Annotated in this window: 19 protein-coding genes and 1 pseudogene; 12 read left to right on the forward strand and 8 right to left on the reverse strand. The window is 73.0% G+C overall.

Translation table 11 applies throughout. The features are described 5' to 3' along the window. The 4 genes from B7P34_RS29955 to B7P34_RS29970 form a co-directional block, all read left to right on the forward strand. Window positions 1-1,125, forward strand: a 1,125-nt coding sequence (locus B7P34_RS29955) for a S1C family serine protease (RefSeq protein ID WP_353620278.1), incomplete at its 5' end; no start/stop codon positions are given. A 163-nt stretch (window positions 1,126-1,288) separates the two neighbouring features. Beyond that, window positions 1,289-1,744, forward strand: coding sequence for a sec-independent translocase (locus B7P34_RS29960; protein WP_106681328.1), 456 nt, complete (start codon window positions 1,289-1,291; stop codon window positions 1,742-1,744). A gap of 118 nt (window positions 1,745-1,862) precedes the next feature. Then, the gene (locus B7P34_RS29965) at window positions 1,863-2,558 is read left to right on the forward strand and encodes a hypothetical protein (protein ID WP_106681329.1); all 696 of its coding nucleotides are present in this window, start codon (window positions 1,863-1,865) and stop codon (window positions 2,556-2,558) included. 103 nt (window positions 2,559-2,661) lie between these two features. Next, window positions 2,662-2,853: a YegP family protein gene (locus B7P34_RS29970; RefSeq protein WP_106681330.1), complete on the forward strand. Its 192-nt coding sequence runs from the start codon at window positions 2,662-2,664 to the stop codon at window positions 2,851-2,853. Window positions 2,854-2,895: 42 nt separating this feature from the next. On the opposite strand, the gene B7P34_RS29975 is transcribed toward B7P34_RS29970, so the two are convergent. From B7P34_RS29975 to B7P34_RS29985, 3 genes are read right to left on the reverse strand one after another with little or no spacing between them, the layout of a single operon-like run. Continuing rightward, window positions 2,896-4,053 carry an Mrp/NBP35 family ATP-binding protein gene (locus tag B7P34_RS29975; RefSeq protein WP_106681331.1) on the reverse strand — a complete coding sequence of 386 codons (1,158 nt, stop codon included), beginning with the start codon at window positions 4,051-4,053 and terminating at the stop codon, window positions 2,896-2,898. 43 nt (window positions 4,054-4,096) lie between these two features. Next, on the reverse strand, window positions 4,097-4,705 hold the full coding sequence (locus B7P34_RS29980; protein WP_030366168.1) for a DUF1003 domain-containing protein: 609 nt from the start codon (window positions 4,703-4,705) through the stop codon (window positions 4,097-4,099). After that, window positions 4,695-5,990, reverse strand: a complete 1,296-nt coding sequence (locus tag B7P34_RS29985; protein ID WP_106681332.1) for a magnesium transporter MgtE N-terminal domain-containing protein — start codon at window positions 5,988-5,990, stop codon at window positions 4,695-4,697. Before B7P34_RS29985 ends, B7P34_RS29980 begins: the two co-directional genes overlap by 11 nt. A 159-nt stretch (window positions 5,991-6,149) precedes the next feature. Here B7P34_RS29985 and B7P34_RS29990 point away from each other — a divergent pair, with 159 nt between their 5' ends. After that, complete coding sequence (locus tag B7P34_RS29990; protein WP_106681333.1) at window positions 6,150-6,911, forward strand: hypothetical protein; 762 nt, start codon at window positions 6,150-6,152, stop codon at window positions 6,909-6,911. Window positions 6,912-7,198: 287 nt separating this feature from the next. On the opposite strand, the gene B7P34_RS29995 is transcribed toward B7P34_RS29990, so the two are convergent. Beyond that, the gene (locus B7P34_RS29995; protein ID WP_106681334.1) at window positions 7,199-7,723 is read right to left on the reverse strand and encodes a hypothetical protein; all 525 of its coding nucleotides are present in this window, start codon (window positions 7,721-7,723) and stop codon (window positions 7,199-7,201) included. A gap of 52 nt (window positions 7,724-7,775) precedes the next feature. Between B7P34_RS29995 and B7P34_RS30000 the strand changes: the two genes are divergently transcribed. Further along, a complete protein-coding gene (locus B7P34_RS30000) occupies window positions 7,776-8,717 on the forward strand; it encodes a DMT family transporter (protein ID WP_223268374.1) in 942 nt (313 codons plus the stop codon). Between the two features lie 19 nt (window positions 8,718-8,736). On the opposite strand, the gene B7P34_RS30005 is transcribed toward B7P34_RS30000, so the two are convergent. Further along, a complete protein-coding gene (locus B7P34_RS30005) occupies window positions 8,737-9,843 on the reverse strand; it encodes a magnesium and cobalt transport protein CorA (protein ID WP_106681336.1) in 1,107 nt (368 codons plus the stop codon). A gap of 510 nt (window positions 9,844-10,353) precedes the next feature. Here B7P34_RS30005 and B7P34_RS30010 point away from each other — a divergent pair. From B7P34_RS30010 to B7P34_RS30025, 4 genes are all read left to right on the forward strand, one after another. Continuing rightward, window positions 10,354-10,956 (forward strand): suppressor of fused domain protein, encoded by a 603-nt coding sequence (locus B7P34_RS30010; RefSeq protein ID WP_106681337.1) that lies wholly within the window; start codon window positions 10,354-10,356, stop codon window positions 10,954-10,956. 74 nt (window positions 10,957-11,030) lie between these two features. Beyond that, window positions 11,031-11,681, forward strand: a complete 651-nt coding sequence (locus B7P34_RS30015) for a DUF6758 family protein (protein WP_106681338.1) — start codon at window positions 11,031-11,033, stop codon at window positions 11,679-11,681. Between the two features lie 282 nt (window positions 11,682-11,963). Further along, window positions 11,964-12,827, forward strand: coding sequence for a PHP domain-containing protein (locus tag B7P34_RS30020; RefSeq protein ID WP_106681339.1), 864 nt, complete (start codon window positions 11,964-11,966; stop codon window positions 12,825-12,827). A gap of 159 nt (window positions 12,828-12,986) precedes the next feature. Then, the gene (locus B7P34_RS30025; protein ID WP_106681340.1) at window positions 12,987-13,592 is read left to right on the forward strand and encodes a MarC family protein; all 606 of its coding nucleotides are present in this window, start codon (window positions 12,987-12,989) and stop codon (window positions 13,590-13,592) included. A gap of 99 nt (window positions 13,593-13,691) precedes the next feature. Here B7P34_RS30025 and B7P34_RS37760 read toward each other — a convergent pair whose 3' ends face one another. Continuing rightward, the gene (locus B7P34_RS37760; RefSeq protein WP_169748814.1) at window positions 13,692-13,844 is read right to left on the reverse strand and encodes a hypothetical protein; all 153 of its coding nucleotides are present in this window, start codon (window positions 13,842-13,844) and stop codon (window positions 13,692-13,694) included. Between the two features lie 216 nt (window positions 13,845-14,060). On the opposite strand from B7P34_RS37760, the gene B7P34_RS30030 reads away from it, so the two are divergent. Both B7P34_RS30030 and B7P34_RS30035 read left to right on the forward strand, forming a co-directional pair. Continuing rightward, complete coding sequence (locus B7P34_RS30030) at window positions 14,061-15,047, forward strand: NYN domain-containing protein (protein ID WP_106681341.1); 987 nt, start codon at window positions 14,061-14,063, stop codon at window positions 15,045-15,047. Between the two features lie 180 nt (window positions 15,048-15,227). Then, window positions 15,228-16,010 (forward strand): VOC family protein, encoded by a 783-nt coding sequence (locus B7P34_RS30035; RefSeq protein WP_106681342.1) that lies wholly within the window; start codon window positions 15,228-15,230, stop codon window positions 16,008-16,010. Between the two features lie 4 nt (window positions 16,011-16,014). Here B7P34_RS30035 and B7P34_RS30040 read toward each other — a convergent pair whose 3' ends face one another. Next, window positions 16,015-16,875 carry an alpha/beta fold hydrolase gene (locus B7P34_RS30040; protein WP_106681343.1) on the reverse strand — a complete coding sequence of 287 codons (861 nt, stop codon included), beginning with the start codon at window positions 16,873-16,875 and terminating at the stop codon, window positions 16,015-16,017. A 243-nt stretch (window positions 16,876-17,118) separates the two neighbouring features. Then, window positions 17,119-18,046 (reverse strand): annotated as a pseudogene (locus B7P34_RS37765) (hypothetical protein); the annotation flags it as partial.

Genomic DNA, 18,046 nt, shown 5'->3' on the forward strand with positions numbered 1-18,046 from the left:
CCCCGCCGGGAGGGCGCGCCCCGCCGCGGGCGGCTCGTCGCCGGGGCCCTGCTGGTGGCGCTCGTCGCCGGCGGCATCGGCGGCGGAGTCGGCGCGCTCCTGGAGCGGGACGGCACCATCGGGCGCCACGTGGAGCTGCCCCAGGCCGGCGCCGACCGTTCGGCCCGCGCGCCGGGCAGCATCGCGGGCATCGCCGCCCGCACCCTGCCGGGCGTGGTGACGATCCACGTCCGCGGCGGCAGCGACCAGGGCACCGGCACCGGCTTCGTCCTCGACAAGGAGGGCCGGATCCTCACCAACAACCACGTCGTGGAGCCCGCCGGGTCCTCCGGCGACATATCGGTGACCTTCAACAGCGGCCAGACCGCGAAGGCCGCCGTCGTCGGCCGGGACAGCAGCTACGACCTCGCAGTGATCAAGGTGTCGGGCGTGTCCGGGCTGACCCCGCTCGCCCTCGGCAACTCCGACTCCGTGCGCGTCGGGGACTCGGTGATCGCCATCGGCGCCCCGTACGACCTCGCGGGCACGGTCACGACGGGCATCATCAGCGCCAAGGAGCGCCCGATCACGGCCGGTGGCCAGAAGGGCGACGGCAGCGACGTCAGCTACGTCGACGCCCTGCAGACCGACGCCCCGATCAACCCGGGCAACTCGGGCGGCCCGCTGGTGGACTCGGAGGCCCGGGTCATCGGCATCAACAGCGCCATCCGCTCCGCGGGCGACAGCGGCGAGCTCGGCGGGGGCCAGGGCGGCAGCATCGGCCTGGGCTTCGCCATACCGATCAACCAGGCCAAGCGGGTCGCCGAGGAGCTCATCAACACCGGACGGGCCACGCACCCGGTCATCGGCGTCACCCTGGACATGTCGTATTCGGGTGACGGCGCGCGGGTGAACACGAAGAACGGCGACGGCCCGGCGGTCACCCCCGGCGGCCCCGGCGACAAGGCGGGACTCCAGCCGCGCGACGTGATCAGGAAGGTCGACGGCGTGGCCGTGCACAGCGGCCAGGAGCTCATCGTCAAGATCCGCAGCCACCGGCCGGGTGACCGGCTCACCCTGACCGTGGAGCGGGACGGCACGGAGCGGTCGGTCGACCTGACCCTCGGCTCCGCGAGCGCCCGCTGAGCGGCACGAGCCCCCGCGGGTTTCCGTACGGTTCCGCGGGGTTTCACCCTGACATCGCCTTTGGCCTGATGTTGGCCCAGGTGTATCCCTCTGGCCCCGCCGGGCCAGGTACCGTGATAGGTGGCCTGGACCGTCGGCCATTGACGCATCAAGGAGCTTCAACGTGCTCGACATAGGACCCCTCGAGCTGGTCGCGCTCGTGGTGCTCGCTGTGCTCATCTTCGGACCGGACAAGCTGCCGAAGATGATCCAGGACGTGTCGCGCACACTGCGCAAGATCCGGCAGTTCTCCGAGAGCGCCAAGGAGGACATCCGTTCCGAGCTGGGCCCCGAGTTCAAGGACTTCGAGTTCGAGGACCTCAACCCGAAGACCTTCGTCCGCAAGCACGTGCTGGACAAGGACGAGCTCGGCCTGAAGGAGATCCGGAACGGCTTCGACCTCAAGGCGGAGATGACCGACGTCGCCGACGCCGTGCACGGCCGTACGGGCGATGCCGCCGCCTCCGGCTCCGCCCCGTCCGCCGCGGACAACGGCTCGCCCGCCCGTCCGGACCTGCTCAAGAAGCGCGACAAGCCCGAGCCGGGGGAGCGTCCTCCGTTCGACTCCGACGCCACCTGAGTTCCGCGCATCCCGTGCGCCATTGACGGGGGTGGCTATCCTCCCTGTGTTTGGGGTGAAGTCGTCCGAGGGGGGCGGGCTCGCCCAGGACTCCGGGCAACGAGGAGGCGCCGCGCAGATGGAGACGACGAGTCGGGTTGGGGCTCAAGGGGCCGGCACGGCCGACGCGTCCGCCGCGGACACCGCGGCGCGGAACGCGGAGGGCGCGCCCGGCACCCGGCGGACGGTCGACGGCTATCTGCTGGCTTCCTTCCCCTGGTACGGCCTCGACGAGGCCTACACGGGGCCGCGCTGGCTGATGCAGGTCGGCGCCGCCGCCGACGGGACCGTGGAGCACGGCTCGACGGGCCACGGCGAGGTGCCCGCGCTGCGCAGCGAGCGGGCCGATCCGAACGCCGCCCGGCAGCGCTTCGCGGTCGTCGTGACCGTGGCCAGCCGCCCCGGCCGGCGCAGCGCCGACGGCACGGGCGTCCTGGAGGCCACCTCGGTCTCCTCGGCGGCCTGGCTGGCCGGCTCCGGGCTGCTGTCGTGCACGTGGCCCGCGCAGATGGAGCGCGCCCTGCGGCAGGACTGGCTCGACCAGCAGACGGCCCTCGCGTGGGAGCTGGCGGACCACCTGGACGACGCCGCGTGGTCGACGCTGTCGCTCCCGGTGGACGGCGTGCCGACGGACTTCCGCTACCGCGAGTCGGAGTACGGCTGGGTGCTCGCCGGCTCGGCCGAGGGGGTCCACATCGGGGCCTACGGCCGGGGCATGAGCGCGTACGGCATGGGCTTCTCGGTGATCAAGGACATCACCGCGTACAAGGAATGACCGGCCGGGTCCCCGTCACCCGCCGGGCCCGCCCCGGCTGCGCGGGCCGCCTCGCCGGGCTTGAATACCGGCAGGGGGCAGCACTCGGAGAGGTGAGCGCGCCATGGCGGGCAAGTTCGAGATGTACGAGGACAAGGCCGGCAAGTACCGCTACCGGCTGAAGGCGGGCAACGGCGAGATCATCGCGGTCGGCGAGGCGTACAACAGCAGGTCGGCCTGCGAGAAGGGCATCGAGTCCGTGAAGCAGAACGCGGCCTCGGCGCCGGTGAAGGACCTGGGGCACCAGGAGAAGTAGCCCGGCGTGCCGCCGGCGGGCGCGGGCCCGCCGGCAGGCCCGTCAGAACTTGTTGCGCGGCGTGATGCCGAGCGACATCCCGGACAGGCCGCGCTGACGGCCGCCGAGCTTGCCCGCGATCGCGCGCAGCGCGGCGCCCGCCGGGGAATCGGGGTCGGTCAGGACGACCGGCTTGCCCTCGTCGCCGCCCTCGCGCAGGCGGACGTCGATCGGGATGGAGCCGAGGACGGGCACGTTCGTGCCCGTGGTGCGGGTGAGGCCGTCGGCGACGAGCCGGCCGCCGCCCGTGCCGAAGACGTCGACCATCTCGTCGCAGTGCGGGCAGGGCAGCCCGGACATGTTCTCCACGACGCCGACGATCTTCTGGTGGGTCTGCACGGCGATCGAGCCGGCGCGCTCGGCGACCTCGGCGGCCGCCTGCTGGGGCGTGGTCACGACGAGGATCTCGGCGTTCGGCACGAGCTGCGCGACGGAGATCGCGATGTCGCCGGTGCCCGGCGGCAGGTCGAGCAGGAGGACGTCCAGGTCGCCCCAGTAGACGTCCGCGAGGAACTGCTGGAGCGCGCGGTGCAGCATCGGGCCGCGCCACACGACCGGGGCGTTGCCCGGGGTGAACATGCCGATCGAGATGACCTTCACGCCGTTCGCCGACGGCGGCATGATCATGTTCTCGACCTGGGTCGGCTTGCCGTCCGCGCCGAGCATGCGCGGGACGGAGTGGCCGTAGATGTCCGCGTCGACGACGCCGACCTTCAGGCCGTCGGCCGCCATGGCCGCCGCCAGGTTGACCGTCACGGAGGACTTGCCGACGCCGCCCTTGCCGGACGCCACCGCGTACACCCGGGTCAGCGAGCCGGGCTTGGCGAAGGGCACCTCGCGCTCGGCCGTGCCGCCGCGCAGGGAGGCCGCGAGCTCGCGGCGCTGCTCGTCGCTCATCACGTCGAGCCCGACCGTCACGCCCGTGACGCCCTCGACGCGCGCGACGGCGTCCGTCACGCGGCTGATGATGGTCTCCCGCATGGGGCAGCCGGAGACCGTCAGGTAGACCTCCACCGCCACGGAACCGTCCGCCGCGATCTCCACCGATTTGACCATCCCCAGTTCGGTGATGGGGCGCTGGATCTCGGGGTCGTTCACCGTCGCGAGCGCGGCGCGGATCGCGTCCTCGCTCGGAGACGTTCCGTTCGTGTCGGTAGCCATACGGAGATGGTACGGCGCGTGAGGGGGCCTCCGGAAAGGGCCGTCAGCGGTCGCGTTCCTCACTCTCCGCGGGGAATATCCGGCGCTGTTCGAGTTCCTTGACCAGCTCCTGGAACTCGGAGCGGATCCAGTCGCGGGTGGCCACCTCGCCGAGGCCCATCCGCAGCGAGGCGATCTCCCGGGTCAGGTACTCCGTGTCCGCGATCGACCGCTCGTTCTGCTTGCGGTCCTGCTCCAGGTTGACCCGGTCGCGGTCGTCCTGCCGGTTCTGCGCGAGGAGGATCAGCGGCGCCGCGTAGGAGGCCTGCAGCGACAGCATCAGGGTCAGGAAGATGAAGGGGTAGTTGTCGAACCGCAGGTGCCCGGGGACCGTGGTGTTCCACACCACCCACAGCACGATGACGACCGTCATCCAGACGATGAACCGGCCCGTCCCCAGGAAGCGCGCGATCCGCTCCGACGTCCGCCCGAACGCCTCCGGGTCGTACTCCGGCAGCCAGGTGCGCCGCCGGACCCGCGGCAGGTCCAGGCGGACGCGCGGCCGCGGGTGGGGGTGCGGGTGGACCGCCTCCGACTGCGCCCGCACGCGCTCGGCGCGGTCGGGCCGGTGCCCGGGCCGGTCGGTCTCGCGCCCGCGGTCGTTACCGGCCATCGGCGGCCTCCGGCAGCTCGGTCATGCCCGGTGCGCCGTGGTGCAGCTCGGTCTCGCGCCAGTCGTCGGGCAGCAGGTGGTCCAGGACGTCGTCGACGGTGACCGCGCCCAGCAGGGAGCCGCTCTCGTCGACCACGGGCGCGGCGACCATGTTGTACGTGGCCAGGTAGCTGGTGACGGCCGGCAGGGGGGTGCCCGGCGGGAGGGGCCGCAGGTCGGTGTCCACGAGCGAGCCGACGAGGGTGAAGGGCGGGTCGCGCAGCAGCCGCTGGAAGTGGACCGTGCCCAAGTACTTGCCGGTGGGGGTCTCGTCCGGGGGCCGGCACACGTACACCTGTGCGGCCAGGGCGGGGGAGAGGTCGCGGTTGCGCACCCGCGCGAGGGCGTCGGCGACGGTCGCGTCCGGGCGCAGCACGATCGGCTCGGTGGTCATCAGGCCGCCCGCGGTCCGCTCCTCGTAGGCCAGGAGCCGGCGCACGTCCGCCGCCTCGTCCGGCTGCATGAGGGTCAGCAGCCGCTCCTTGTCGTCCTCCGGGAGCTCGGAGAGCAGGTCGGCCGCGTCGTCCGGGTCCATGGCCTCCAGGACGTCCGCGGCGCGCTCCTCCTTGAGCTTGCCGAGGATCTCGACCTGGTCGTCCTCCGGGAGCTCCTCCAGGACGTCCGCGAGCCGGTCGTCGTCGAGCGCCGCCGCGACCTCGCCGCGGCGCTTGGGGGAGAGGTGGTGCAGCACGCTCGCGAGGTCGGCGGGGCGCAGCCGCTCGAAGGTCGCGAGCAGGCTCGCGGCGCCCTGCCCGTGCTCCTCCAGGGAGAAGCCGGTGACGGCCGACCACTCGACGGTGAGCGTCTCCCCCTTGCGGCGCAGGGCCCCGCCCTTGCCGCGGCGCACGAAGACCTTGTCGATCTCCCAGTCGCGGCGCGCCGGCAGCTGGGTGATCGCCACGTCCAGGACGGTCACCTCCTCGTCCCGGTCGACCAGGCGCACGCGCCGGTCCAGGAGCTCCCCGAGGACCAGCGTCTCGGTGGGGCGCTGCTCGAAGCGGCGCATGTTGATCACTCCTGTGGTGATCACCTGGCCGGACTCCACGCCCGTCACCCGGGTCATGGGCAGGAAGATCCGGCGGCGGCTGACGACCTCCACGACGAGGCCGAGGACGCGGGGCGGGCGGCCGCCGACGCGCAGCATCGCGACGAGGTCCTGGACGCGGCCGACCTGGTCGCCGTTGGGGTCGAAGACCGCCACGCCCGAGAGGTGCGACACGAAGACCCGGTGGGCGCCTGCCGCCATGCCGCACACCTCCTCCGTGGTCGGGTGTCCGGTTCAGGCTAACGTGACCGGCTTCTCCCCGGCGCGGGAGAGAGGGCCGTCCGGACTGCTGGCTTCCGCCTGTGTCGCGCACGGGTACGCTGCCCCGTGTTCCCCGGCTGAACAGGAGGCAGGAGCGACGTGCGTACCCGGAAGGCTGCTCTCGTGGGAGCGCTCTGCGCCGGCCTGTCCGTGGCGCTCACCGCCTGCGGCGGCACGGCGGAGGACCCCGACGCCGGGACCAACGGCGTCGGCAAGCTCGAACCCGCGAAGATCCAGGACAAGGCGCGGACCGCGGCGCGGGACGCCTCGGCCGTCCACCTCTCCGGCAGCGTCGTCAGCCAGGGGCGCACGTACAAGCTCGACATGCGGCTGAAGCGGGACGGGGGGACCGGGCGGGTCGCCTCCGACGCCAGCACGTTCGAACTGCTGCGGGTCGGCGACGAGCTCTTCCTGAAGGCGCCGGCGGAGTTCTGGTCGCGGGGCGACAAGGGGGACGGGGCCGCGGCCGCGGGCAAGCTGGAGAAGAAGTACGTCAAGGTTCCTGCCGGGGACCCGGCGTACGACCAGTTCAAGGGCTTCACCGACAAGAACGTCCTCCTGGACGGCCTCATCGGCCTCCACGGCAAGCTCGCCCGGGGCGACCACGGCACGGTGGCAGGCGCCCGCACCATCCGGGTCGACGGCGCGGGGGGCTCGGGCGGGACGCTCGACGTCTCGCTGATGGGCGAGCCGTACCCGCTGCGCGTCCAGCGCGCGGGCGGCGCGGGCCAGCTGGAACTGTCCGACTGGGGCAAGGACTTCGCCCTGGCGGCCCCACCGAAGCAGGACGTCGTCGACTACGGCAAGCGGATCCCCTCCGGGGAGGGTGCGGGCGCGGCGCTGCCGGGCTCGGCGAAGTAGCTTCGCGGGGCGCGGCCTCCCTGCCTGGGCGCGCCCCGTCAGGCACCGCCGGACAGGTGCGATTCGGCTGAGCGCCGTGGCGGCGGGGTGAAGGGGGGGCGCACCAGCGTGTCGTGAGCGCAGATCCCCGGCAGTCCGGCAGTTCCCTTCCGCCGCGACGGCGAGCAAGCACCGAGGACGTGTCCGGCGGTGCCGTGCGTGCGCAGCCACTCAGCGTGGGCCCGGTCCGGCACCGCCGGACAGGCGCGTTCCGGCCGGGCGCCGTTGCGGCGGAAGGAAGGCAGCGGCTAGCGCGTACCCCGGCGTCCCCTCCGGAGGAGCTTCGGCAAGGCCGCCGGCATCGGGCGGCGCGTCGTGGCCGGGGTCGGGAGGGGGACCGCGGTCAGGGCCGTGTCCGGGAGGGGCGCCGTCGCCCCCGACGGCTCCAGGCGCAGGACGCGGCAGTCCTTCGCCCACCGCTCGGCGACCCGCTCCGCGTCGGGCGCGTTCAGCCGCTTCGCCTTCAGCTCGCCGACCGCCGCCTCCCACGCCTCGCCGCCCGCCGGCAGCTCCGCGACGCGCGCGGCCCAGGACACCAGGCGCCCGCCCTTGTCCTTGCTGCGGACGGTCACCGTCGCCGCGCCGCCGTCGGCGAGCCCGAGCCCGTCCAGCGGCTGCTCGCCGGGCCCGCCCACGACATGGGCGGCACCCTCGTGCCACACGTGCCACAGCGCACGGCTCGGCCCCGCCGGGCCCTGCACCCAGATGAGGCCGGACTTCTTCGTGGCCTCCTCGATGAGCGCCTGGTCGAGCAGCTCCTGCGTCTGTGTCATGCGGCCTACTTTATTCGGCAGGCCGTGCGATCAGGAGATCTACCCTGGACGGGTGACCAGTGCCCGTACGTGCCGTGAAGCCCTGCCCAAGGCGAATGAGGCAGCCTCCCGCCCCCACCCCACCGTCCGCACGGACCTCCTCCTGCTCGGGGTGGCCATCTCCGGCATCTCCCTCTCGGCCCCCCTGATCGCGGCGACCGCCGCCCCCGCACTGGCCATCGCCTTCTGGCGCAACGCCATGGCCGTGGGCGCCCTCAGCCCCCTCGCCCTCACCCGGCACCGCGCCGAGCTCTTCTCCCTGAGCCGCCGGAACCTGCTCCTGGCCGTGGCCGCCGGCGCGCTGCTGGCCGTGCACTTCGGGGTGTGGCTGCCGAGCCTGCAGATGACGTCGGTCGCGTCCTCGACCGCCCTGGTCACCACGACCCCGATCTGGACGACGCTCCTGATGCGCCTGCGCGGCCACCGCCCGCCCGCGCTGGTGTGGGCGGGCACCGCCCTGGCGTTCCTGGGCGTCGTGATCCTGACCGGCGTCGACCTGTCCCTGTCCTCGCGCGCCCTCGTCGGCGACGCGCTCGCCCTCTCCGGCGGCATGGCGGCCGCGGGCTACGTGCTGCTGGGCGCGGAGGTGCGCCGCACGGTCGGCACGGTCACGTACAGCTACGTCTGCTACGGCACGACGACCGTCCTGCTGCTCGCCACCTGCCTGGTCTCGGGCGCGTCCCTCGGCGGCTACAGCGGCGGCACCTGGCTGAAGCTGGCCGTGCTGACGGTCACCGCGCAGCTGCTGGGGCACTCGCTGATCAACCGCGTGGTCAAGGGCCTCGGCCCGTCCGTCACCTCGACGGCGATCCTCCTGGAGACCCCGGGCGCGGCCCTGATCGCGGCGCTGTGGCTGGGGCAGACCCCGCCGGTCGCCTCCTACCCGGCGCTGGCGGTGATCATGGCCGGCCTGGGCCTCGTCATCATGGCCGACCGCGTGGCGAAGAAAGGCTGAGGGCGGCCCCAGGGGGGGGCTAGAGCCAGCCGTTCCGCTTGAAGCCGCGGTGGATGGCGACACAGATGACGACCGTCACCACCATCACCATGGGATAGCCGTACTTCCAGTGCAGCTCCGGCATGTGGTCGAAGTTCATGCCGTAGATCCCGGCGATCATCGTCGGCACGGCGAAGATCGCCGCCCAGGACGTGATCTTGCGCATGTCCTCGTTCTGCGCGACGGACGCCTGCGCGAGGTTGGCCTGGAGGATGGAGTTCAGCAGGTCGTCGAAGGACAGGACCTGCTCGTGGACGCGGGCGAGGTGGTCGGCCACGTCCCGGAAGTACTTCTGGATGTCCGGGTCGACCAGCCGCATCGGCCGCTCGCTGAGCTGCTGCATCGGCCGCAGCAGCGGGGCGACGGCCCGCTTGAACTCCAGCACCTCGCGCTTGAGCTGGTAGATCCGGCCCGCGTCGCCGCCGCGCGAGGCGCCCTTGCCGGCGGGCGAGAAGACGTCGATCTCCACCTCGTCGATGTCGTCCTGCACGGCGTCGGCGACGGCGATGTAGCCGTCCACGACCTGGTCGGCGATGGCGTGCAGGACGGCGGACGGGCCCTTGGCCAGCAGCTCCGGGTCGTCCTGGAGGCGGTGGCGCAGCGCGCGCAGCGAGCCCTGGCCGCCGTGCCGGACGGTGATGATGAAGTCCGGCCCGGTGAAGCACATCACCTCGCCGGTCTCGACGACCTCGCTGGTGGCGGTGAGCTCGGCGTGCTCGACGTAGTGGATGGTCTTGAAGACGGTGAACAGCGTGTCGTCGTACCGTTCCAGCTTGGGCCGCTGGTGGGCGTGGACGGCGTCCTCCACGGCGAGCGGGTGCAGCCCGAACTCGGCGGCGATGCCCGAGAACTCACGCTCCGTCGGCTCGTGCAGCCCGATCCAGGCGAAGCCGCCGCCGGCCCGCACCCGGCGCATCGCCTCGGCGGGGCTGACGTGGTCGCTGAGCCGCTTGCCGTCGCGGTAGACGGCGCAGTCGACGACGGCGCTGCTGACCGAGGGGTCCCGGGTGGCGTCGTACTCGTACGGGGCGGTGTCCCGGCGCAGGGCGGGGCGGACGGCGGCGCGCAGGTCGCGGATCATCGACATGGCAGGGCTCCTTCACGGGCCGGCCGCCAGCCCGGTGCGGAGTGCGCGCGCAACGCTGTCCGGAACGTGGACGTGCATCCATGACCGGGAACACATCCGCAAATCGGACGGCGCTTCGTGCGGTGCGGGAAGGCTGACGGCAGTTCGCGGAGTACTTCGCGGAGAAGCGGAGGACTTCGAAGCAGAGAACTTCGCAGAGAACACGGAACAAAGCGGGACGAAGGCGCTCTTCCGTCGGGCACTGCGGGCGCGAAAGAACTTCCGGGAAAGCGTCGGCGGCACGGCCGGGGTCGGAAGATCTCAGATCACAGGGTGGTGTGCGTCCGGAGCGAAGGGACGGGAGAACTGTCGGTACTGCACGGTCGACTAGGATCCACCGCAGCCCCACCTCCTCCGGCCGGTCCCCGCTGAGGGACGAACGTAACTCCCTGACCAGAGGTCAAGGCTAGCAGCCACTTGACGCGTCAATACCCTCCTTTGCCCGTTCGATACGCGTTCTATGCTCACTGCATGTCAGACGTTCTCGCACTGGTCGAGGCCCGGCTCCGGACAGCCCTGGGCGAACCGGACGCACGCGCGGCGGTGACCTTCCTCGGCACGGACCGGATCGAGGTCCTCCGGTTCCATGACGGGGACGTCGTCCGCTACGCCACCCTCGGCATGTCCGCCCAGCCGATGACCGACCCCACGGCCGTGATCGCCGATCCGCTGCGCGGCCCCCGCGCCGAGCTGGTCCTCTCCGTACGCGCCGGCCGCGCCGACGCCCCTCCCTTGTCCACTCTGGACAGGTCGCTCCGCCCGCTCGCCGTCCTCGCCGCCTCCCCCCAGGTCGAGGGCCTCGTCGTGGCGCCCGGCGCCTCGCTCGACACCGGCGAACCGCTCTGGCCCGGGGCACCCTTCACCTCCGTCCTCGTCGCCGAGTCCGGCGGCCTGGTCGAGGACCTGGAACTGGACGAGCCCATGGACCCCGTCCGCTTCCTCCCCCTGCTCCCCATGACCCCCAACGAAGCCGCCTGGAAGCGGGTGCAGGGAGCGGAGGCGCTGCAGGAGAGATGGCTGAGGAACGGCACCGACCTGCGTGACCCGATGCGCTCCGGGGTACCCCTGGGGTGACCCTCCGGGCCCGCGCCGTCCGGACGGGTGATCGTCCTTGACGCGGCGGCGGCCTGGGAGGACCGTTGGAGGCTATGAGGGGCGAACCCAGTTGCCCGAAGTGCGGTGGCCGGGTGCGAGCGCCCGGTCTCTTCGCCGACTCCTGGCAGTGCGACGTCCACGGCACGGTGCACCCTCTGCAGCCCGTCGTCCCGCCGAGCGTGGACGCACTGGCCGTCGTCGTCAACCGCGCCCAGGTGCCCGTCTGGATGCCCTGGCCGCTGCCCGTCGGCTGGCTGTTCACGGGGGTGGTCTGCGCGGGGGACGACCGCAGCGGCGGGCGGGCCACCGCCGTCGCCTGCACGGGCCCGAGCCCCCTCGGCGGCCCCGGTGAGCTGCTCCTGGTGGCCGAGGAGCTCGGCGTCGGCCTCGGCGCGCGCTACGCCGGCGTCGACGGCCCCGACCCCGGCCCCTACCTCCGCGTCGACCGCTCCCCGCACGCCAAGGTCCACGCCGCGGGCCGCCCCACGCCCCTCTGGCACGTCGAGGGCGCGCCCGAGGACCGCGCGGTCTTCGCGGGCGAGGCGCGGGGGCTGTGGCTGTGGGCCGTGGTCTGGCCGGAGCGGTCGGGACTGCTGATGTACGACGAACTGGTCCTCACGGACCTGCGGGACGCGGGCGCGGAGGTCGATCTGCTCCCTTGCGGGGCGCTGTCGCCCCGCCTGCTGCCGCCTGCGGGGCGCTAGCCGCACCGACGGGCCCGGGCCCTCTCTTGCCGCCGCGACGGCGATTCGCCACAGCGGACGTGTCCGGCGGTGCCGTACGAGCCCAGGCGGGCCGGGCACCGCCGGGCTCCGCCGTCGTGGTTGCCCGCCGCTGCGGCGGATGGACCGGGCGGCCGGGCCGCGGCCCGCGGGTGCGGCGGAGGGACAGCTCGGGGAGCCTTCCCCGGCACGGCCCGGGGCTCCGCTTCGGGCCGGTTATCCTGAACCGGTCCCGTTTCGTCTGCCGCCGTGAGGAGCCGTGTCGTGCGCATCGACCTGCACACCCACTCCACGGCCTCCGACGGCACGGACACCCCCGCCGAGCTGGTCCGCAACGCGGCCGCCGCCGGGCTGGACGTCGTGGCGCTCACCGACCACGACGGCGTCGGCGGCCACGCCGAGGCCATCGCGGCGCTCCCCGCGGGGCTGACCCTGGTCACGGGCGCGGAGCTGTCCTGCAGGCTTCCGGGCCCGGACGGCTTCAGCGTGCACATGCTGGCCTACCTCTTCGACCCGCTGGAGCCGGAGCTGGCCCGCGAGCGGGACCTCGTCCGCGACGACCGCGTCCCCCGCGCCCGCGCCATGGTCACCAAGCTCAACGAGCTCGGCGTGCCCGTCACGTGGGAGCGCGTCGCGCAGATCGCCGGCGAAGGCGCCGTCGGGCGGCCGCACGTGGCCACCGCCATGGTCGAGCTGGGCGTCGTGCCCAGCGTGTCCGACGCCTTCACCTCCGAGTGGCTCGCCGGCGACGGCCGCGCCTTCGTCGAGAAGCACGAGCTGGATCCGTTCGACGCGATCCGCCTGGTCAAGGCGGCCGGCGGCGTCACCGTCCTCGCGCACCCGTTCGCGCTGAAGCGCGGCCACTGCGTCTCCGAGAGCGCGATAGCCGAGCTGGCCTCGGCCGGGCTCGACGGCATCGAGGTCGACCACATGGACCACGACGCCCCGACCCGGGCCCGGCTGCGCGGCCTCGCCGCCGACCTCTCCCTGCTGACCACCGGTTCCAGCGACTACCACGGCAGCCGCAAGACCTGTTCGCTCGGCGAGTTCACCACCGATCCGGAAATCTACGGCGAGATCACGCGCCGGGCCACGGGCGCGTTCCCCGTCCCCGGCGCCGGCGGCTGACCGCACCCCTCTTCCGGGTCCGGTCGCGTCCGCACGTCTGCCATCCCTCGTGATGCCGTGCGCGGGTGACCGCGCCCGTACGCCCCCGCCGCCGTACGCCCGTACGCGCCGACGGGCGTTCCGCACCTGCTCGCACCACCACTCCCGCAAGGCTCACCTGTGTTCGACTTCGCCGTCTTCGGCTCCCTCTTCCTCACCCTGTTCGTGATCATGGACCCGCCCGGGATCACGCCGATCTTCCTCGCCCTCACCGCCGGCCGCCCGGCCAAGGTCCAGCGCCGCATGGCCTGGCAGGCGGCCGCGGTCGCCTTCGGCGTGATCACCGTCTTCGGCATCTGCGGCCAGCAGATCCTGGACTACCTGCACATCACCACGCCGGCGCTGATGATCGCGGGCGGTCTGCTCCTGCTGCTGATCGCGCTGGACCTGCTGACGGGCAAGTCGGAGGAGCCGACGCAGACCAAGGACGTCAACGTCGCGCTCGTGCCGCTCGGCATGCCGCTGCTCGCCGGGCCGGGAGCGATCGTCTCGGTGATCCTCGCCGTGCAGCACGCGGACTCGGCCGGCGCGCAGATCTCGGTGTGGGCGGCGATCGCCGCGATGCACGTCGTGCTGTGGCTCGTGATGCGCTACTCGCTGCTGATCATCCGGGTGATCAAGGACGGCGGCGTGGTGCTGGTGACGCGGCTCGCGGGCATGATGCTCTCGGCGCTGGCCGTCCAGCAGATCATCAACGGCATCACGCAGGTGATCGAGGCCCGCTGACCCGGGCCGCGCGGCCGCGGTACGCGGTCGCACATGCGACGACACCCCCGTACGGACCGTCCGTACGGGGGTGTCGCTGTTCGCGAAGGAGCGTCGGCGCTACTGTGCCGCGGAGGCGGCCGGGCGGATATAGATGCGCTGACCCGTCGAAGCGGCCTGCTGCACTATCCGGTTGACCGAGGCGGCGTCCACGACGGTGCTGTCCACGGCGGTGCCGTTGACGTCGTCCAGGCGCATGATTTCGAAGCGCACGGCTTCTCCCTTCGTCTGATCCTCCTGAGGAGAACTTCAATGGCTGACGGAGCACGCCGCGTCCGCGGGGCGCGTTCCGTAGGGGTACAACGAGGTTACCCCTGCAAACATTCCCTACGCTAAGGAAATTTTTAACATGACTAAGAATTGTTAAATCCGTGTAACGGAACGCGTTGTTGACGTAACCGCCTGTGCGTAACCGAACGAGACGACACCATGACGGATCCATATCAGCAGTCACCGCAGTCGCCGGAGCATCAGCAGTCACCGGAGCGCGAGCAGCCCCCCGGGCAGCCCCCCGAGCACCTGCACGCGATCGCCACCGCCATCGAGCGCACCAACGACCTCCTCACGCGCGTGCTGGCCGAGGTCGCGACGACCCCGTCCACCCACGCGATCTTCGTCGACGCCGGCTACGTGTACGCCGCCGCCGGCCGCCTCGTCGCCGGTACGGAGGACAGGCGCTCCTTCGACCTTGACGCCGAGGGCCTCATCGACGCCTTCATCGACAAGGCGCGCACGATCTTCCCCGACAGCCGGCTGCTGCGCGTCTACTGGTACGACGGCGCCCGCCGCCGCATCCACACCACCGAGCAGCAGCGCATCGCCGAGCTCCCCGACGTCAAGGTCCGCCTCGGCAACCTCAACGCCAACAACCAGCAGAAGGGCGTCGACTCCCTCATCCGCACCGACCTCGAATCGCTCGCCCGCCACCGGGCCATCAGCGACGCCGCGCTCATCGGCGGCGACGAGGACCTCGTCTCGGCCGTCGAGGCCGCCCAGGGCTACGGCGCCCGCGTCCACCTGTGGGGCATCGAGGCGGCCGGCGGCCGCAACCAGGCCGAGCCGCTGCTGTGGGAGGTTGACAGCCAGCGCACCTTCGACCTCGACTTCTGCAAGCCGTACGTCACTCGGCGCACCATGCACGAGGCGCACGCCGACGGCGCCCTCGCCGGCCGGCCCGCCCCCGGCCGCGACGACGTGCGGTTCGTCGGCGCCCAGGTCGCGGCCCAGTGGCTGGCCTCGCGCGGCCGCGACACCGTCGCCGAACTCCTGCCCGGGCACCCCATCCTGCCCGGCGCCGTCGACCAGGAGCTCCTCGTCGAGGCCGAAGCCCTCCTCGGACTGTCCCTGCGGGGGCACGCGGACCTGCGGCGGGCCCTGCGGGACGGCTTCTGGGACCACTTGCACACCCAGCTGTGATCCGCACCCGATCCGGCCCGGCTTCCCTCGGATGGGATCAACTGCGGGGGGAACGCGCGTGCCGGAATGCATACGGGGAAGTCGAGTGGAACCCTGACAGGGGGCCGCGGCCCACCGGCCCGGCCGCCCCCGTCGGGGACTCCTGACTCGCAATCCGGAACAGAAACGAGGCGATCGGCCATGTCGCTCACTGACCGTGCCGTGCCCGGAGCACCGTGCTGGGTGAGCCTGCTGACCGGCGACCTCGCCGGAGCACAGGCCTTCTACGGCGCCGTCATGGGCTGGACCTTCCGCCGCGGCAGCCTGGGGGAGGACTTCTCCGTCGCCCTCTCCGACGGCAGGCCCGTCGCCGGCATCGGCAACATCGCCCGCCGCATGGGCGTGCCCGTCTCCTGGACCTCCTACTTCGCCGTCGAGGACGCCGACGTGACCGCCGCCCGCATCCGCGAGCGCAGCGCCACCGTCGCCGTCGGCCCGCTCTCCGTCGGCCCCGGCCGCGCCGCGCTCGCCGCCGACCCCGCCGGAGCCGTCTTCGGCTTCTGGGAAGGCAGGACCCTGCGCGAGTGGCAGATCGGCCGGCAGGGCGCCCCCGCCTGGCTGGAGCTGCGCACCCGTGACGCGTTCGCCTCCGCCATCTTCTACGGCGAGGTCTTCGAATGGGCCACCGGGCGGCCCGACCGCTGCGAGGTCCGCTACGAGGACGAGGCCGTCATGGTGCGCTCCGGCGGCCGCACCGTGGCCTGCCTGCGCGGCGGCGCCATCGAAGCCGCCCCCGACCCGCAGATCCGGCCGCGCTGGCACGTCTACTTCTACGTCGACGACGTGGAGAAGGCCGCCGAGTCCGCGGTCGCGTGCGGAGGCACGGTGGCCGCCGAGCCGGCCGAGTCGGAGGTGGGGCGCGAAGCGACGCTCCGCGACCCCGACGGCGGGCTCTTCACGGTCACCACCGGCTCGCAGTGCTGACGGCTCAGCCCCGGCCGGACAGCTCCCAGAAGCGGACCAGCGCCTCGGCCGTGGGCCCCGGCCGCTCGGCGTTCGGCGAGTGCTCGGCGCCCTGGACGACCGTGCGGACCGCGGACAGCTCCTTCGCCATCGCGTCCATCCACGGCACGGGCCACGCGTAGTCCACGGCCCCGGACAGGACGTGCTTGGGCAGCGGCACCGCAGCCAGCTCCGGCGTACGGTCCGGCTCGGACGTCAACTGCCTGCCCGTCGCCATCAGTTGCTCGGGCACCGTCGCCATCCAGCGTTCGCGGAGGAACGCGTCCAGCTCCGGCGGGACGGGCGCGGCCGGGGCGCTCTCCGCGTCCGCCCTGCGCATCTCCAGCCACACCGCGCCCATGTCGTACGCGCCCAGCGCCGCGATCAGGCGCCGCGTGCGCTCCTGCTGCGGCGCGGAGATCGCGGCCGGGCCGCAGCTCATGAGGGTCAGCGAGCGGAACGGGGACGCGTCGGCCAGCACCGCGGCGCGGGAGACCAGCCCGCCGAGCGAATGCCCCAGCAGGTGCACGCCGCCGCCCAGGGCCGCCGCCTGGGCGAGCACGTCCTCGGCCAACTCGGCCTGGGCGTACGCCGCCTCGTCGCGCGGCCCCTCGGTCTCGTGCTGCCCGCGCCCGTCCACGGCCACGGCCCGGTACCCGGCCGCCGCGACCGGCTCCAGCAGCGCGATGAAGTCCTCTTTACTGCCGGTGAAGCCCGGCACGAGCAGGACGGTGCCGCGCGGGGGAGCGGCGGGGCGGGCGTCGTGCACAGCGAACTCCCCGCGGGAGGTGGAGAGCCGGTGGGCGCGGGCGCACGGGGGCAAGGTGAGGAAGGGGGGCCTGCTCATGGCACGAGGCTAACGCGGCGCGGTGCGGAGGGAGCGGGCCGGGCGCAGCCCCGGGAAACTGGGGGGGCACCTCCCAGCGGTAGCTGGGGGAGAAAGGGTGGGGCCGGGGCATTTCACTCCGCCGCGACAGCGCGGAACCCCCACCGGCGTATCCGGCGGTGCCGAACCGGCCGCGGCGACGGCGAAGGCCGGTCACCCCACGCTCGTGGGGTGACCGGCCTTCATCGGTCAGCGAACCGGGCGTCAGGCCTCGGTCGTGGCCTTCGCCTTGGGCGCCGCAGCCTTACGGGTCCGCTTCGGCTTCTCCGCGACCTCGGCGGTGTCGGCCGCTGCCTCGGCAACCTTCTTGGCAGCCGTCTTGCGGGTGCGCTTCGGCTTGACCTCAGCCTCGGCCTCGGCGGTCTCCGCCTTGGGGGCGGCGGCCTTGCGCGTGCGCTTCGGCTTCGCCTCCACGGCCTCGGCCGTCTCGACGGCCTCCACGGCCTTCTTGGCCGCGGTCTTGCGGGTGCGCTTGGGCTTCTCCGCGACCTCGGTCTCGCCGGCGGCGGTCTCCACCGCGGCCTCGGCCTTCTTGGCGGCCGCGGTCTTGCGGGTGCGCTTCGGCTTCTCGGCGACCTCGGTCTCGGCCACGGCCTCGGCGGTCTCCGCCTTGGGGGCGGCGGCCTTCCGCGTGCGCTTCGGCTTCGCCTCCACGGCCTCGGCCGTCTCGACGGCCTCCACGGCCTTCTTGGCCGCGGTCTTGCGGGTCCGCTTGGGCTTCTCCGCGACCTCCGCGACCTCGGCGGTGTCGGCCGCTGCCTCGGCAACCTTCTTCGCAGCCGTCTTGCGGGTGCGCTTCGGCTTCTCGGCGACCTCGGTCTCGGCCACGACCTCGACGGCCTCCGCCTTGGGGGCGGCAGCCTTCCGCGTGCGCTTCGGCTTCGCCTCCACGGCCTCGGCCGTCTCGACAGCGACCTCGGCAGGGGCGGCCGCGGCCTTCTTGGCGCGCGTGCGGCGGGCCGGCTTGGCCGGAGCCTCGGCCTCGGCCGGCTCCTGGGCGGGAACCACCGGCGCGGCCTCGACGACCGGAGCCGTCTCGACGACCGGCACCGTCTCGGCGGCCACCACCGCGGCAGCGGCCTCCGGCTTCGCCGCACGGGTGCGGCGGCGGCGCGGCTGGGCCGGGACCTCC

This window comes from Streptosporangium nondiastaticum, assembly GCF_003011965.1.
GTDB lineage: Bacteria > Actinomycetota > Actinomycetes > Streptomycetales > Streptomycetaceae > Streptomyces > Streptomyces nondiastaticus.